General features: G+C 54.7%; 10 protein-coding genes. 5 read left to right on the forward strand and 5 right to left on the reverse strand.

The features are described 5' to 3' along the window. Nucleotides 1–3 precede the first annotated feature (3 nt). The 4 genes from AC2FFF_RS09520 (at nucleotide 4) to AC2FFF_RS09535 (ending at nucleotide 6,226) form a co-directional block, all read left to right on the forward strand. Nucleotides 4–1,536, forward strand: coding sequence for a sulfatase-like hydrolase/transferase (locus AC2FFF_RS09520; protein WP_282021783.1), 1,533 nt, complete (start codon nucleotides 4–6; stop codon nucleotides 1,534–1,536). Nucleotides 1,537–1,640: 104 nt separating this feature from the next. Further along, on the forward strand, nucleotides 1,641–3,506 hold the full coding sequence (locus AC2FFF_RS09525; RefSeq protein WP_281995123.1) for a PAS-domain containing protein: 1,866 nt from the start codon (nucleotides 1,641–1,643) through the stop codon (nucleotides 3,504–3,506). Then, complete coding sequence (locus AC2FFF_RS09530) at nucleotides 3,506–4,207, forward strand: response regulator transcription factor (RefSeq protein WP_142636417.1); 702 nt, start codon at nucleotides 3,506–3,508, stop codon at nucleotides 4,205–4,207. Before AC2FFF_RS09525 ends, AC2FFF_RS09530 begins: the two co-directional genes overlap by 1 nt. Nucleotides 4,208–4,510: 303 nt before the next feature. Beyond that, nucleotides 4,511–6,226: an ABC transporter ATP-binding protein gene (locus tag AC2FFF_RS09535; protein ID WP_496790979.1), complete on the forward strand. Its 1,716-nt coding sequence runs from the start codon at nucleotides 4,511–4,513 to the stop codon at nucleotides 6,224–6,226. Nucleotides 6,227–6,303: 77 nt separating this feature from the next. On the opposite strand, the gene AC2FFF_RS09540 is transcribed toward AC2FFF_RS09535, so the two are convergent. The 5 genes from AC2FFF_RS09540 to AC2FFF_RS09560 form a co-directional block, all read right to left on the reverse strand. Then, nucleotides 6,304–7,545, reverse strand: a complete 1,242-nt coding sequence (locus AC2FFF_RS09540; protein ID WP_281972886.1) for an HlyD family type I secretion periplasmic adaptor subunit — start codon at nucleotides 7,543–7,545, stop codon at nucleotides 6,304–6,306. A gap of 52 nt (nucleotides 7,546–7,597) precedes the next feature. Continuing rightward, nucleotides 7,598–9,745, reverse strand: a complete 2,148-nt coding sequence (locus AC2FFF_RS09545; protein WP_281995120.1) for a type I secretion system permease/ATPase — start codon at nucleotides 9,743–9,745, stop codon at nucleotides 7,598–7,600. Beyond that, on the reverse strand, nucleotides 9,742–10,965 hold the full coding sequence (locus AC2FFF_RS09550; protein WP_496790982.1) for a TolC family protein: 1,224 nt from the start codon (nucleotides 10,963–10,965) through the stop codon (nucleotides 9,742–9,744). Before AC2FFF_RS09550 ends, AC2FFF_RS09545 begins: the two co-directional genes overlap by 4 nt. 137 nt (nucleotides 10,966–11,102) lie before the next feature. Next, complete coding sequence (locus AC2FFF_RS09555) at nucleotides 11,103–11,897, reverse strand: SapC family protein (RefSeq protein ID WP_142636409.1); 795 nt, start codon at nucleotides 11,895–11,897, stop codon at nucleotides 11,103–11,105. 60 nt (nucleotides 11,898–11,957) lie between these two features. Continuing rightward, entirely contained in the window at nucleotides 11,958–15,788 is a 3,831-nt protein-coding gene (locus AC2FFF_RS09560) for an Ig-like domain-containing protein (protein ID WP_281972889.1), read from the reverse strand. A gap of 212 nt (nucleotides 15,789–16,000) precedes the next feature. On the opposite strand from AC2FFF_RS09560, the gene AC2FFF_RS09565 reads away from it, so the two are divergent. Continuing rightward, on the forward strand, nucleotides 16,001–18,052 hold the full coding sequence (locus AC2FFF_RS09565) for a dockerin type I domain-containing protein (RefSeq protein WP_281972890.1): 2,052 nt from the start codon (nucleotides 16,001–16,003) through the stop codon (nucleotides 18,050–18,052).

The raw sequence follows: 18,052 nt of genomic DNA on the forward strand, positions 1-18,052 counted from the left end.
GGAATGCGGCAGCGCGGAAATGTCTTGTTTGTCGTGATTGACCAGCTTCGGGCAGATTGTCTGACCGGCGCGCTGGCCGAGCATGTCAATTTGCCTAATTTGCGCGCTTTTATGGACGAGGCCATCACGTTTCAGCGCCATTTCTCGGTTACTAACCCTTGTGGCCCGTCGCGTGCGTCCATCCTGACCGGGCAATATGCGATGAATCATAGATCGGTTCGCAATGGAACGCCTTTGCGGCACGACACGCCAAACATCGCAACCGAGATGCGTAAGGCGGGATATCTGCCCTTGCTCTACGGGTATACAGACACCTCGGCTGACCCACGGGTTTACGATGCCAATGACCCGATCCTGAAATCTTACGAACGTCCCATGGAGGGGTTTGAAGAGGTCGTGGAAATGCGGCTTGAAGAATCTTATCCCTGGCGCGCTGACTTGCTGAAAAAAGGTTACAGGTTCGACTCATACTGGGATCTGCACAAACCTGTTTCAACCTCAGGTGAGCCATCCAAATTGAACGACCCGGCGGTGTACCGCGCCGAAGACAGCGACACCGCCTTTTTGACCAACGCTTTTCTGGACAGTATCGCGGCCTTCGGCGACCAAAGCTGGTTTGCGCATCTGACCTATATCCGGCCTCATCCTCCTTTGGTCGCACCCGCTCCCTATAACGATATGTACGATCCCGTCGCGTTGCCGCGGCCGGTTGGTCATGTCAGCCCAGAAGATGAACTGGCAATACACCCGTTTTTTGGACCAACGATGGCTCGGTATTCGGCTTCGGATTTCGTTTTGGGTTTTGATGAGGTGCAACCCTCCACGGCCAATATTCAGGCGCTGCGCTCTGTTTATCTGGGCCTTGCAACAGAGGTCGATTATCATATCGGCCGCGTTGTCCAGTTTCTCAAGGACAGCAATCAATATGATGAGTCATTGATCGTAATCACAGCTGACCACGGTGAAATGCTGGGTGATCGACATAGCTGGGGTAAGATGACCGTCTATGACGCAGCTTATCACACGCCTTTACTGGTCCGGATGCCAGGCAATCAGGCGCAGGCCGGAGCCGTGGTGACGGCACCGACCGAGTCGATTGACATCACGCCAACCATTTTGGATTGGGTGGGCCAGAGTATCCCGAATTCTATGGATGGGCGGTCTTTGATGCCGTTTCTGCAGGGGCAGGGACCCAAGGATTGGCGAAGCTTTTCTTTCAGCGAGCTTGACTTTGCCGAGCCGGAAAATCCAACCCTTTGGCAACAGGAATTGGGAACGGGCAGTAGCGATTCATGCCTGTCCATCTTGCGTGACGAACGTTTTACGCTGGTCGAGTTTGCGGCAAACCTGCCACCGCTTTTGTTTGACCACCTGCGTCGCGGCGAAATGGAAAACGTGGCGAGCAACCCGGAATACGCAACAGACCTGGCCAGGTTGGGGCGCGAGATGCTGCGGCACCGTATGCGAAATATGGACCATACGCTTTCCCTGCATTCCATCACCAAAGAGGGGCCAAAATCCAAGCTCAGGCATTAGTCGGGAATGTTGCCCTGTCTCTGCTACACCTGCGATCAATCTGATGTTACGCATAGCTTCAGAGAGGGGGCAGATTGAACATCACAGATAACCAGATAAAGGCAATGACGACAGCTGGGCTGAATCTGATCGGTCAGGCGTTGTCGATCTACGACAGTCAGTTGCGGCTGGTGCTTTGCAACCGGCCTTTTCAGGTGATGTTCGACCTTCCGGATGATCTGGTCCGGCCGGGTGCGTTGTTCCGTGACACAATACATTTTCTGGCGAGCATCGGCGAGTATGGCCATGATGAGGATGTCGAGGACATCGTCGCACATAGGGTCAGTCAAGCCCTCACATTTGAACCGCACTATATTGAGCGCGTCAGGGCGAATGGGCAGGTGATCTCGGTCGAGGGTGCACCGCTGCCCAACGGCGGATGGGTAACGGTCTATACCGACATCACGGATACCAAACAGGCCGAAGCGCTATTGCGGGCGCGTTCCGAAGAATTGTCGGACGAATTGTTGACCCGGGCCGAGGAATTGGCAGCGACCAACAGAAAGCTAGCGTCGACAATTTCGGCTTTGGAAGAGGCAAAACGTCAGTTAACCGAAATCGAAGCCCGTACCCGGATGACAACCGAAATGATGCCAGCGCATATTGCGCATCTGGATGCCGATGGGCGGTACGATTATTCCAATCGCAAGCTCAGTTCGGTTTTGCCCGGCCGTCCCTCTGAGATTCTTGGGATGCATATTTCTGACGCTTTGGGACCGGCCGCATTTGCGCGGATCGAACAGAACCTGAACCGTGCCTACGACGGGGAAGCCACGGTATTTGAATTCACAGAGGGTCAGGATTCACGTCGAATCCGTGTTTCGTTCACGCCCGATAGCGAAGGCGGTGTATATGTGATGTCAGTCGATATCACTGAAGAAACGCAAGCCCGTGTGGCCCTGCAACAAACACGTCGCCGGGAAATGGCGGCGCAAATGACAAGCGGTCTTGCGCATGATTTCTCAAACTTGCTGACAATTATATTGGGGATGCAGGCCAAGCTTGATAAAATGGACCTGCCGGAAGGCGCACAAAAGCTGGTGGCCGCCACGCGCCAGACTGCTAAACGCGGCGGGCAGTTGCTGAACCGCATAGCAGGTATGACCGGCAACCGAACGCCGCAACCCAAAGCCACGGATATGCGTGCCCTGCTCGAGGATTTGCGTATTCTCGCCACGCCGTCACTGCCGCGTGGCATGGGGCTTTCGGTCGTGAATACATTGCCGGATGTGGCACTTATGCTGGATCAGGGGATGATGCAGGACGCCATCCTGAATCTGGTGCTGAATGCGCGAGATGCCTGCGGAGAAACAGGTCAGATCACGATCAGCGCGCATACGATTGGTGGAACCTGGGTCGAGATTTCCGTCTCGGACACAGGGCCGGGCTTTTCGGAAGAAGCGCTTGGCAAGGCACTCAATCCTTTCTTCACCACAAAGGGTGACAAGGGATCGGGTTTGGGTTTGCCCATGGTTTACGATACGGTCAAATTGACCGGCGGAAATCTGAGCCTGCGCAATACACCAAGCGGCGCCATGGTGGTTCTTCGGTTACCATACCGCGCCGCGCCGCCTGCGCTGGAAGGGCTGGTTCTGTTGGTTGAAGACAGCAGCCAACTTCGTCGGAATTTCCGTGATATGCTTGTGGAGATGGGGTTCACCGTGATTGAAGCGACTTCAACCGATGAGGCGCTTTCATTGGTGAACCAGATCGAAGACATCGCATTGATATTGTCCGACATTCGGCTGGAAGGACCAGAGACGGGGCTTGACCTTTTGCAGAAAGTGAACCCTGCCTTGCCGTGTATTCTAATGACATCGCTGCCTTATTCCGACCCGCTGCATCGTCAGGCACTGGCTTTGGCTCCAGTTCTGCGCAAACCGTTCACACAAGCGCAGCTTACTGCCTTAATCCGAAATGAGGCCGCATGATGAACCAACCGCTGGTAACCATCTTAGATGATGAGCCTGAGATACGTCGTATCCTGACCGACACACTGGAAGAGGCGGGGTTCCGCACTCAAAGTTTTTCCCGTGCTCGTGAATTTGAAGCATCGTTGAAAAGAGTGGTGCCCGATGTGTGTCTAGTCGACCTGTCTTTGCCGGACACAGACGGCTTGGCTCTTGTTCATCGCCTGGCTTTGGAACAAGGTGCCGCAGTCATCATTATTTCGGGGCGGGCACAGGTACAGGATCGTGTCACCGGATTGGAGCTTGGCGCGGATGATTACATCACCAAACCCTTTGATCCAGCCGAAGTGGTCGCTCGTATCCGGGCGCGGCTTCGATCATCGCGGGCACCAGCGCCTCAGTCAGAGATCGCAGAATTCAACGGCTGGACCGCGTATTTCGACCGCTATGTTCTTGAAGACGGTTCCGGATCAGAAACGCCGTTCAGCCACGCCGAGGCCGAGGTGTTACGTCTGTTTCTAGATAGTCCTAAACGATTGATCAGCCGGTCGCAGATGCAAGAGGCGCTCGGGGGAGGCGCGGGCGACAGCTTTGACCGGGCCATGGACGTGCGAATATCCCGATTGCGAACAAAACTGGGCGAGGACCCCAAGAACCCGCGATTGATTAAAACCATCTATGGGGCAGGGTACATTTTTTTGGGCGACGTCGCCTGGCGATGATGATGACGAAGCTGGGTGCACCTAGCATTCGGTGTGAAACGGGCTCATAAGCTGTCGGAACGTAGGGGCGCTAACGTAGATATTGCGGTCGCCACCCCGTTATTGTCGGTCGCGTGTTGATAATCTGTCGGCAGGCTCTGGATTCTCGGCACAGTCAGGCATAACTAACACAACCGCGCGGTTCTTTGGCTAAGGCTAACTTGGGTTGAAACGTGATCAGATATCGAATTCGAAAAGGTTTTGGAGCGTAAAATGATCAAAGAGACCTTAGCGAACTGGCGATCCAGCCATCTCGGTCGACTTTTGAGTGAAAGTCTCCGGAAGCAGGGTTGGTTGTACGGTGTTGCCATGCTGGCGATGATCGTTGTCGCCGCAACAACGGCCGGAACCGCCTGGATGATGGAGAACATCGTAAATGCGATGACCACGCCAGAGATGAAGTCGCAAGTCTACCTGATTGCCGCAGCGGTCGTCGGCTTGTTTTTGAGTAAGGCTGTCGCCTCTTATATCCAGTCAATCTTTCTGGCGCGTGCGGGCAACCGGATCATCGCGGTGCAACAGGAAAGGCTTTACAATAAGCTGCTGAAACGCGGTGTTGGTTTCTTTGCTGAAACAGAATCGTCCAACCTTCTTATGCGCGTAACTCATGGCGCTCAGGCCGCGCGTCGGCTTATCGACGTCATGGTGACCAGCTTCGTGCGCGATGCCCTGACATTGGTCGGCCTCATCTTCGTGATGATTTACCAGGAACCTGTACTGTCAATTCTGTTCTTCTTTGTGGGTCCCGTTGCGCTTTTGAGTGTGCGTTACATCCTCAAAGGTGTGCGGTCGATCATGCAGTCAGAAATGAAGGCGCTGTCTGAAATCATCAAGGTTCTGCAGGAAACATCTGCGGGCATTCGGGTCATCAAGGTCTTTGCTTTGGAAGACAACATGACTGACCGTATGAATGGGGCGATCAGGTCGGTTGAAAAACGGGCGAACTCAATTTCCAGATTGCAGTCGATTGCCAGCCCGTTGATGGAGCTTCTGGCCGGTGTCGCGATTGCGGGTGTTCTGATCATCAGTACCCTTGATATTACCGGCGGCGAACCGACTTCGGCAGGTCAGCTGATGTCATTCATCACAGCCCTTTTGATGGCTTATGAACCCGCCAAACGCCTGTCAAAAATGCGGGTCGTGATTGAAACGGCCCTGGTACCAGTGGGGATGATGTTCGAGCTGCTCGATCAGGAAGACCCGATGGTCGAAAGCGTGAACCCTGAAAAGCTGAAATCCGGCCCGGGTGAAATCCGTCTAAACAACGTGACGTTCGGCTATCAGGGTGAGCAAAAAGTAATCCGAGATATGAACCTGACCTTCGAGGCAGGCAAGACGACAGCTCTGGTGGGTCAGTCCGGTGGTGGCAAGTCCACGATTTTTGGGTTGATCATGCGGTTTTATGATCCCGATCAGGGCAAGGTCGAAATCGATGGCCAAAACCTTGTCGATGTAAGTTTTGCCTCTTTGCGCCGGAAGATCTCCTATGTGGGCCAAGACACGTTCCTGTTCTCGACAACCGTGATGGAGAACCTTCGTTTTGCGCGACCTGGTGCCACCGATGAAGAGGTGATTGAGGCCGCAAAGGCTGCCCATGCTGATGTGTTCATCTCACAACTGCCAAATGGGTACGATACGCAGGTAGGCGAAAACGGCGCGTTTCTTTCTGGAGGTCAAAAACAGCGTCTGGCGATCGCGCGGGCAATTCTACGCAATGCCGAGATTTTGCTTTTGGATGAAGCCACCAGTGCTTTGGATGCGGAATCTGAGGCGCTTGTTAAGGCTGCGCTGGACAAGTTGACCGAGAATGTAACAACCATTGTAATCGCACACCGGCTTTCAACTGTGCTTCAGGCAGATACCATTATGGTTGTTCAAGACGGTGAAGTTATCGAACAAGGCAACCTTGATGCGCTAATCGAACATAACGGGACGTTCCGCCAACTGTTTGACCAGCAATTCAAGCTTCCGGGATCCTAAGCTCAGTCCGAATGGGCGGGGCCCCACATAGATTCTGAACGGCATCGAGAAGTAATGGGCGTTGGCCCGGTCAATTACTACTCACGAAGAGCCTGATCTTTGACTTTGACAATCGGCTGCAGCAGGTAGTCCAAAACGGTTTTCTTGCCCGTAAGAATATCCACCTCGGCAATCATGCCGGGAATAATTTCAACCGCTACTCCGTTCCCATCCAACATCGAGTGGTTGGTCCGGATTTCCACGACAAAAACTTCTTCATCGTCCCGCTCAGATCGCGTCACGGTATCAGCCCCGATACGGATAATTTGCCCGTCCAAGGCCCCGTATCGAGCAAAATCATAGGCAGTAATCTTGATCCGAACCAACTGTTCAGGGTGCAGAAATGCGATGTCTTCGGGGCGGACATAGGCTTCGACCAACAAAGACTCATCCAGCGGTACAATTTCGATCAGTTCCTCACCGCTCCGTGCCATACCGCCTATGGTCGTGCGGTGAATGCGATTTACGATGCCGCGTACCGGCGACCTGATTTGTGCCTGTTCCGCTCTGTTTCGTAAGGCTGGCAGTGATGGTTCCAGAGTAGCCAGTTCCGCAGTTGCCAATGCAAGTTCGGTCAAAGCCGCACTTCGAAACCTGCTTTGTGTCGCCCGAACCCGATCATCAATTTCCTCCAATCCTGTCTTCAGACGGTTGGTAGCGGCTTCAGCCCTGGTCCGGCGGCCTTGCCACTCAGCCTCGCTGCGTCGCAATGACAATAGTGTCGTGGCGGGTTCCATCTGCTGTTCTACTAGGGGGGTAATGATTGCCCGTTCCTCGGCCAGAACTTTCAAAGTCTCGGACGCGGTCACCGTATCGACAAGCCCTTCTTCGTATTCTCTTAACCGTTGTTCCCGTTGGCTCATCAGAATTGAGATTTCTGCCTGCAACTCTGATCGCCGGCCTTGAAACAGAGCTGTCTCAGACTGAACAACAGTCGGCGCACCTTGGACCAGGATCGTATCAAATGTCAGCTCGGTCCCGTCTATCTCAGCTTGCAGGCGCTGAGATCGGGCTCTCAAGCCATATGCACGCTGTTCCTCTTGGCTGAGCTTGCTGTCGATTTGGGTGGTATCGAACTCCATCAGCAACTTCCCCTTTTCAACAACCTCGCCTTCTCGGACATTCAATGACTGTAGAATGCCGGACTCCGTAGCTTCAATCATCTGAACATCCGCCGACGGCACGATGCGGCCTTCTACACGGGTGACATCATCAAGTTCAGTGAAATGGGCCCAAAACGCTGCAGCCGCCAAGAAAGTCAGGATTACCAAGAGAAGCAATGAACTCCTGACCGGTGACCCGCCTCGCATTTCCCGGGCAAGCGAGGCTAGGTCATGATGCTGCGACATTCAGATGCCTCCGTTGCTTTCCGGAATGCTGTGACAGTATGCTTTTTGGTCCATCTACCCGTACTTTGCCGCCCTCTATGACGATAACCCTATCGACAAGTTCCAATAGGCTGGTTCGATGGGTTACGATCAGCATAGTTGTGTCGGGGGTCGCCTTTTTGAGCCGCTGTATGACCTCAGCTTCGGTTTTGACGTCCATGGCACTTGTTGGCTCGTCCAGAAGAAGAACCGGAGGTTTACCAATCAAGGCTCTGGCCAAGGCGATGGCCTGCCGTTGTCCCCCTGACAATCCCTCACCGCGCTCTGCCAGATTTTGGTCATAGCCTCCGGGATGGCGAGAGACAAAATCCTCGACCCCAGCGACTTGCCCCGCCCAAATCAGGTCCTCATCCCTTGGCCTGATTGCGCCGCTTTTGATATTGTCGCGGATTGACCCGGAAAACAGCCAAATATCTTGCAGAACAGAGCCGATATTGCGCCGCAAATCACCTGGATCAATTTGTCTGATATCGACCCCATCCAATTGAACAGACCCGGCGTCTGGATCGTACAAGCCAAGCATTAGCCGCGCGACCGTGCTTTTCCCCGAGCCGATCGGACCAAGGATTGCAACCTTCTCTCCGGGCGAGATGGTGAATGAAACACCGGACAAGACGTTGTCGTGTTTTTCGGGATAAGCAAACTGGATATTTTCGAAGGTTAATCTCCCTTCAAAGCGATCGCGACTGATCCAGCTCCGCCCTTCGGGGCGTTCACTGTCGGCCTGCATTAAGGCATTAAGGTTTTGATAGGCATTTCGGGCCTGATTAACCCGTGTCAGGGTCTGTGCCAGTTGCCCAAGTGGCGCAAGAGCCCGCCCGGTCAACATGACCGAAGCAACAAGCGCGCCCATGCTTGCCTGACCATCCATCACAAGAAAAACACCGTAGAAAACGATAAGGACCTGGGCGGCCTGTTGGGTAAATCCGGTCAGATTCAAGGCAAATTGAGTCACTGCCCTGCTGCGCGCGCCATGTGATGACTGAAGCTGTATGGCAGCCTCCCACCGCGACCTCATTGGCCGGGCCGCCGCTGTCGTTTTTATGGTCTCCAACCCGGATACAGTTTCGACCAGAACCGATTGCTTGGATTGACCATCGATGAAGCTTTTCTCGGCAAGACGAGAAAGTATAGGTTGCACGATGATGCCTGCTAGCAAAACGACAGGCACAGCCAGAGCTGGAACAAGTGCAAGCGGGCCACCGACCAAGTAAATGACAAAGATAAACAATGCTATGAAGGGTAGATCCACGACTGCCACCAAGGTGGCGGATGTGAAAAACTCACGGAGTGTCTCAAATTCACGAATGGTGCTGGCCATGGCCCCTGTCGAACCTGTGCGCGCCTTCATGCGAATGTTGAGGACCTGGTCAAAGACTCTACGGCCCATCGAAATATCTGCTTTCTGGCCAGCCCGATCTATGAATCCTGCCCGCAGGAGTTTGAGCACGAAATCAAAAAGCAGCGCGATCCCAACACCTGCTGTCAAAGCAATCAGAGATTCTGTGGCTTCGTTTGGCAAAACACGGTCATAGACGACCATGATAAAGACCGAGGTAGATAGACCAAGTAGATTTGCCAACGCCGCCGCAAGCGCAACCTGAGTGTAAGACCAACGATTTGCCGTCATAGCGGACCAAAACCAGTGGCCCGAAGCAGAACTGGACCCCGTAGCTAAATCCTCACGGTGATTGCGCCGCAGCAGGATCGCAAACCCTGTATAGACATCTGATAGATCGGTTTGCTGAATTTCACCTATTTCCGAACCAACCTCTGGATCATAGATCAGAACCCGACCAATTGAGGTTCGGCCATGAAACACAACGTATCTTCCCCCTTCAAGAATCAACAACGCAGGAACCAAAGTGTTGTCAAAAGCTGACAAAGCCCTTCTTCCGTATCCCGCCTGGATCCCAACACGCCGTGCCAGTTCCAATGAATCGCGGATTGTAAGCTCTCCGTTCGAGCCTGTTTGGGCCGCGAGAATCCCGGCAAAAGTGATTGGACAGTCAAGATGGGCCGCAGCGTGCATCAGGCATTTTTCAAAGCACGATAATTCGGGCGTTGCGAAGGCAGGTGTCAATTGTTTCATTGAGAACCCTCAACGGAACTGATTGAAATGCCAAGGAGATCCAGGATGTCACCAGTCAAACTAAGGATTGCGTAGTCTGTCAGGAAATAGTTCTGTTCGGCTAGGATAAGTCTTTCCTGTGCATTCACATAGTCGCGCTGTGCGTCAAGGATTTCGATCAGACTGCGTCGTCCGATTGTGAATTGCGCTCGCGCCGCTGCAACACTGTCAGCATTCGCCTGCGCAGCTATTCGCGCCTCTCTAAGCCGTTGTGCTCCAGCAATTTGGTCAGCGCGAATTGTGTCCAGCTCTCTTTGTATTTCTCGCGTTAGGGATTGATGAACGAATTCCGCTTCGCGAACTTTGGCTTCAGCCGCGGTGATGGCGGCACGGCGCTGTCCAGTAGAGTCCAGCTCATAATTGAAGGACAGGTCGACCCCGAAATTTGCGTCATTGCTATCATCGCGATCCGCAAATGCCGAAACATTCACGCCGGGTTGACGGCGTGCCAAAGCGGCAGCACGTTCTGCCTTGGCGGCAAGCAGGGCCGCTTCCGAACGTCGAATCTGCAGGCTTCCCGTTACGATACTATGATCCGATTGTGAGATCGTCGGCGCTTTGATTGGGGGTTGCAGATCACCTGACGGGCTGCCAAAAACTTCACGAAAACGGGCATCGGCGAGGTCCACTCTGGCTTTTGCATCCGCCAGTCGCGTCCGTGCATCGGCCATCCGCGACCGCGCTGTCAATACATCGGCGTTCGAACCAGCGCCTAATGCAGCCCTCTCGGAAATTTGTTGAACGAGCTGTTGGTGGACTTCCACATTTTTCACCGAAATATCCAGGATTTTCCGTAAATCCAAGACCACTATATAGACCTCAATCGCAGCCAGAGCGGTTGCCGAGGCTGTTGATAACTGGCCGCCGCGACTTTCAAAAACCCGTGCTTTTGCAGCAGTCAAATCACCGGATGCGGCCCCCCCGTCATAAACGAGCTGTGAGATCCGCAGATAAGGGGTCACGTCGGCTGTGTCCGAGTCTACCCGCTCGGATCTGGCGTTGATTCCAAGTGAAACCTGCGGAAGAAAGGCCCCTTTTGCCGCGTCGTGATTGGCTACCGCCACATCCAGCGCGGACATAGATCGCGCGAGGTTGGGGCTGGTCTCGACAGCGTGCCGTACGCGCTTGCCAAAGGAACTGGTGGTTAGTTTCTGAGATGGTTCATGTGTGCGGAAACCCACGGCCCCGGTTGAAAAAGAAGCCTCGACACCGGCAATGTCAGGTGGTTGGGTACAGGCCGATACTATGCTGAAAGAGAGAGCAGAAATCAGAAAACTCAAAAAGCGACCGCATGTGGGCATTTGTCATTCACACTTCATTAGGACCAGATTACGTCATCGGTTTGGGCTTGGGCGAATGCATTCATGAAACCGGTAAGTTCTGAATTTTCGGTGTATTTTACAGATGCACCGGCCTGGGAAATCTGCTTTTGCGCCTGAAAAAGCCATCTGAGATTGGATAATGAAGCCTGATGGCCATAGATCAGGCGTAAGCCTTTTGTTTCGACCAGTTCCAATTTGCGTTTTGCCGATAGCTGTTCCAGGCGTGCAGAGTTGATTTGCAACCAGTTATGTGCAGAGCCGAATTCCAAATTACCGCTCAGGGGCTCAAACAGCCCAAAGGCGTCTATCATTTTGCAAATTTCGGTTGTTCTAATCTGAGAGGTTGCGCGCGCTTTCAAGAAGTTTTGAACTTCTTTCAATTCAGTGCCGAGCGTATCCGGAGTTGAAAAAAAGGGATTGTCAGAGCACTCTTCGGTCAACAGGCCTGAACCTTCATCTACCACCAGCTGAAAGGTGCTGCCGTTATCCATTCGGCGGCACGAAAAGGGGTGGCTGCGCAGTTCGGACGGAATATAGCTGGCCAGCCAACGCCCTTCTGTTGAAACAAATGGCGAGGGTTCACCAGCAAGAAGTGAATATACAGCAATCGGTTCAATTTCTGGGCCGGTCCTGCGAAACACAATCGGAAAAGTGGCTGCAATCTGGAGCACCTCTTCTTCCACGATCACGCTCTCGGTGCGTTCAGCTGCAAAGTCATAAGATGTGAAACGCTTCCAATACTGATGACTGTGACGGTTGAAATTGATTGGAACTAGGCCATTCTGTGCCATGGCAACCTCTTGAATATCGAGAATACTGCCACCCGTGCAGGGTGGCAGTGTAGTCGAGCGTCAGGCACTGGCCCCGGTTGGATCGGTATGCAGAATATTGTCAGCAGTAAGCCCGCTGAGGTCATCCAACCCGGTGAAATGGGCCACCGTTTCGACTGTCGCCGCATCGGATGCGGAATAGTCGACCTTGACTAGCACACTGTCAGTTCCATCCGTAGCCAGGACATAGATCTCGTCACCTGCTTCGGCGCCGGTAAGGCTTTCAACAGCGGTCTCGATGGTTTGAGCCGTCAGATCGCTCAGCTCTGTCGTCAAACCAACCACTCCGGTGTCCGTACCCAGTGCATCCCCTACTGAAAGCGTTTCCACACCGGTTCCGTCTCCGCGCAGGCTGTCGACATCCAATCCACTGAACATGATCGCATCAGCGGTGTCAGTCGCGGGTCCAGTCGTGAAGCCAGTGATCGTATCAACGCCATTTGCTGTTGGGTCCGGCTCGAACACGACAATGTCCCGACCAGCACCTGAGACATCCACTGTGTCATCGCCGTCCTGGCCACGAATGACGTTGTCGATGTTGGTTGCAATCAATGTGTCGTCGCCTGACGTCCCGATCTGCAGCACCGATGGACCACCATCCGGAGTCGTCAACGTCAGAACAATCGGTTCAGAGGCATCTAGAACTGTCATCGTGAATGTGACGATGGGTTGGGACAGGTCGGAATAGGTGGTCGCCGCGCCAGCAAAACTGACGGCTGATCCACTCACCGGGTTCGTCAGGAACAAATCGAATGCCCCATTCTCGACATCTGATCCGGTGTCAAACGTCACCACTGAGGGATCGAAACCCAGTTCGGCTGTGATCGCCAGACCGCTGGACAGATCCGTATCAGGGTCTGCGTAGATTTCAAATGTGACTGTTGATCCACTTTGTCCGGCTTCAGTGATCACATAGGCTGCAGGTTCATGGGCCGTGTTTTCATCCGTAACTGGCAAAGGATCAGGGCCACCTGCCACAGATACCTCTGCGCCAAAGTCCAGATCATCCCCCGCCTCGACTGATGCAAAGGTCGCAACACTTACCAACAGTGTCCAGGTTCCGTCGGCACTGACCGTAGCGGTTCCGACTGACATGGAATTCAACGTCACATCTACAGCCTCGCCTGCGGCAAGGCCTATTGACGTGCCAGAGACAACGACTCCTGAATTTTGGGCGTCATTCAATGAAACGGCACCGTTTGTTCCGGTGTCATTGATTGTCAGGACAGGCCGGAAATCCGTGGTTAACGGGGTGGCGGCGGCGGTAGAGATGTTGCCGGCGGAATCCGTAACCGTCGCTGAAACCTGGAAGGTTGTGCTGTCTGCCAATGCTCCCAAGTCACCGGAAGGAACGGTTGCTGACCAGGTGCCACTTGAGGCGGTGCCTGTATAGGATTGCCCGTTCAGTGTGACCGTCACCGTTTCCCCATCGGCGGCATCCGTTGTCCCGGTGATTGTCAGGTCACTATCTTTTTCGGATACATCCAGCTCTGACCCGACCGAAAGAGGGTCGATGGTGACCGATGGTGCGGTAAAGTCGGTGTCAAAACTGGTTGATGTCGTTGTGGCGTTCCCAGCCGCATCCGAAACAGATGCCTCCACATCATAGGTTTCGCTGTCCTGAAGTCCGGCCAAATCCCCGGCGGAGGCGGTATAGGTCCAGGACCCGCCTGTTACGGTCGCCGTGCCGGTGACGTCAACTGTGCCATCCTGCCGAACGATTTCTACAGTCACAACCGTGCCGTCTGCCGCGGCAGAAGTTCCGGACACCGTAAGGTCGGTTCCCTGTTCTGCTGCGTTCATGACAGCACCATCCGACAATCCGGTGATAGACACCGCCGGGGCTGTGAAATCGGTTGTGAAACTGCCGATGGCCTGCAGGGCAGGGTTTCCAGCCGCGTCCGAGACATCTGCGGTAACATTGACGGTTGCTGCATCGGACAGGGCAGCAAGATCTATCGCCGGGACGGTCGCCGACCAGGTACCGCCAGAGGCGGTTGCGGTGTAGTCCTGCCCATTCATGGAAACGGTTACGGTTTGACCATCCTCAGCGTTCGTTGTTCCAGAGATTGTCAGATCAGTGCCCTGTTCGGCTGCATTCATGACAGCGCCGTCGGAAAAGTTGTCGATGCTTACAGTCGGCGCGGTGGCATCTTTCGAAAGCGGGACACTTGCCTGCGGTGCAGATAGGCCGTCTGTGTCAAGCACATCCGCCGTGATCGTGAAATCGCCCCCATCTGCCAGCGATGCAAGATCGCTTGCAGGGACGGTGACGCTCCAACTGCCGCCGCTGACTGAACCGGTGTAGGTTTGTCCATCCAGGGTGACTGTCACCACCTGGCCGTCCTGAACATTTCCTGTTGTGCCACTGATGGTCAGGTCGGAGGCGGTTTCGGCAGCGTTGATGACCGCGCCAACTGACAATGGCGCGATATTCACCGAGGGTCCCGTCAGATCGACCGGAACCGAGGCGGTGACCGGTACCGATGGGTTTCCTGCCACATCATCTACGACAACACTTACCGTGGCCGGAATTCCGGTGGAAAGCGAGCCGAGGTCGCCGCTGGGTATGGTGACACTCCAAGTACCGCCTGACACGGTGCCGGTATATGCTTGGCCATCGAACGTCACAGTGACCGTCTGACCGTCTGTGGCGGACGTTGACCCGGACACAACCAGATCAGAGCTAATGTCCCCCAGGCCGATCGAGCCGCCAGAGACCGGATCAAGCGTGATCGTTGGAGCGCTAAAGTCTGTGTCAAAGCTTGCGCTTGTCTGTACCGCCGGATTACCCGCGCGGTCGTCGACATCGGCAGTCACTGAAACGGTCACCCCGTCAGGCAGGGCGGCCAGGTCTGTGGCTGGCACGGTAACACTCCAGTGGCCGCCGCCATTCACTGTCCCAGTATAAGTCTGCCCGTTTACAGATACCGTTACTGTTTGACCTCTCTCGGCGTCAGAAGTGCCCGAGATTGTAAGATCAGTCGCTTGCTCGGCGGCATTCAGAATGGCCCCGACCGAAAAGCCCGTAATGCTGACCGTCGGTGGAAGAGTGTCCACATCAAATCTTACCGTTTCGACCGATACTTCCTCACCCGCTCCATCCAGGTTGCGGACGGTGACTGTTGTCACACCTTGAGGAAGGCTAGCCGCCTCAACCGCCGTAAGGGAAATACTCCAACTGCCATCTGGATTGGGCGTTGCCGTCTTGGTCAGTGACCCGATTGTCACCTCGACCGTTGTGGTTCCGGTCGGTGCCATCAGGTTTGCGCTGGCGCTGTTCAATGCGTTCGCTTGCAGACCAGCAAGGTTCAGGCTTTGGATATCCGGCGCGGGCGCCGGAGCCTCGTCATCTCCACCGCCACCGCCACCACCTCCTCCTGCTGCGGCTGCACCCGCCAGACCAAGGCCCCCCAAAACAGCACCGGCGCCGCTAACGCCGCCAGCGGCTGCTGCGGCTCCCCCGGCTTCGGCGGCCAGTGCGAATTGCGCGATTTCCGCCGCCGCATCTTCGGCAATCATGATGGAGCCGCCATCCAGGATATGAACATTCTCTGCCGAGACCAAAATCGTGCGCCCATCTTCCAATTTGAGGAGAACATCGCCATTTGCCAGCAGCTTTGCGCTGTTAACGCCGGGAATCGCATCAGCGAATTGGAAGGTGTCCAGTTCTTCGGTCGTGGCCTGTGCCAACGCAGGAAGGGCAAGCAAGGCCGAACTTAGACTGCCTGCGATACCGCGCCCGACCCAGCGACGCATTTTGTTGCCGATCCACTTGCGTATCTGTTGCCGCTGACCCGCATCGGGCCGGGTACTTGCAGGATTGCGTGTCATATCAGGTGTTTTGGTCATCTTGCCCTCACATGCTGTTTCCGCGCTGAAATCATGGGCAGCGACGTTTTGTTCATGTGTGTTGCCCATCGGATGTTCATGCGGTCGGACCAGAAAAAATTGTGTTAAACTGAAACCGAACTCCTCGTTTTCACCACAATCCCGCTTTGGTATTGGACCGGGCATCAGATCATCCTGTTCAAGAGCCAGATTTTGGCGTGGGGTGATTTGGTATGATGCTTCAGTTCGGCGGAGTAGTTGCAACAGGGAGCGCAGCGCTCGATTCAGGTATCGGCGATACGGCTTTAGAAACGTTTAACGGGGAAACGTATCTGTACAGCCTGACCGGACAGGGAGGGGGCATTGTTGTATGGCACCTCGTCGAAGGCGCGGTTCCCCAGCAGCAAGACATAGAATATTTCAGTGGTACAATCTTGGGCACAGTTGGACGTTCCGGGGTAACGGTTTCTCTGTTGGGGGGCGATCACATCGTTCTGGATGTCAGGTCCGCAGCCGGCCTTGTCAGCTACGAAATCCTTCCAGACGGATCTATCGGAGAATTACAGGAAACCGGGACCCTGAGCGGTGGGGGTGGCTATTCGGCCTTAGTGCAGGTTTCCTTTGGATCGGTCGACATTCTGGCCGTGGCGCAAGAGGGCAGCGGGTTGATTTCGACCTATACGGTCGGCTCAGACGGCTCACTGACCTTTTCGGGGGCCGTTGCAGGTCAGGCCGACTCGATCAAGACCGCTAAGTCCGGGTCGGATCAATTTGTCGTCGCAACCGACGCCACCAGCAATTCGATAACGACCTATTTGGTGGACAGCAGCGCGGCAACCTTGAGCCTCGCAGATTCCGGCGATGGGGTCTCGACCTTGGGCATTGGCGCCCCAACGGCCGTCGAAATTGTGCAGGCGCATGGCCATTCCTGGGTCATCGTTGCTGGCAGCGAAAGCAACACGATCAGCGTCATGGAGCTGTCTGGTGATGGCCGGTTGATACCCACCGATCACGTGCTGGATACACTGAATACCCGCTTTGAATCGGCTCAGGACCTGGCCGTGGTCGAAGTGAATGGTCAGGTGTTTGTCGTGGCCGGGGGAGGCGATGATGGGGTGACACTGTTTACCCTGACACCGGATGGTCAACTGGTCTATCTGGACAGTTTTGCCGATACGTTGAGCACCGGGCTGCAAAATGTCGAATCGCTCAGCGTGGCCCATGTCGGGGACGAAATTCAGATCTTTGCCGCCTCACAAGAAGAGGCCGGGTTAACGCAGCTTACTTTTTCGGTCGCTGACCTGGGTATCGCCGCGGACGGTTATGGGACAGTCACTGGCACCGCGCAGAACGATATGCTCAGTGGCAGCATCCTTGATGCCACTCTACTTGGCGGCGGCGGCGATGACATCCTGATTGCGGGGATTGGGGCCACTATGATGACCGGCGGTTCCGGGTCTGATATCTTTGTGATGCAGACCGGAACCGCGATGACAACGATTACCGATTTTGAAGTCGGATCGGACAGGCTGGATCTGTTTGACTATCCATTTCTGCGCTCACCTGGACAGCTCACTTTTACGTCCACCGCGCAAGGTGCGCAGATCGGGTATCTGGATAATGTGGTTCAGGTGTTTTCGGCGTCAGGTGCTCCGCTGACCAGTTCAGATGTCTTTGGCGCCGGATTTGGCGGGCCAGACCATATTCCGTTGGATTTGAACGGTTTGGGCGGGCTCGACCCGGACAGTTCGGCAGGCATTCAAGGGAATATTACCATTGATTCACAAGCTGCAAATCCCGGTCTGTCAAACGCTGAAATACGTTTCACCCCGGACGGAGGCGGCACGGTTAGTGTCCAAGCCGACGATGAAGGGAGGTTCGATCTGGATCTGCCTTCGGGCACATTTATCGGTGAACTGGATATCATAAAGTCCTATTCGGCTGGGACCGGCGAGATCACGGCCTTGGACGCATTGCAGGTCTTGCGGCTTTCTGTGGGACTGGACCCGACATGGGGGCAGGCAGCACCGGAAAACCTAATTGCAGCCGATATCAATCAAGATGGCCTCATCAACGCTCTGGATGCGCTGGCTATCTTGCAGATCGCCGTCGGATTGCCCACAGCGCATGAGGCAGAGTGGGTGTTTCTGGACGCAGACGCTGATTTGTCGGGGATCACAAGTTCAAACGTGACCTACGAAACCGGTGTCGATGTCGTCGCGGTAGACGGAGTGATCACGACTGACATGACTTCGATCCTGTTGGGCAATCTCGAAGCGGTTTAA

It is taken from the genome of Ruegeria sp. YTSA226 (assembly GCF_059609905.1).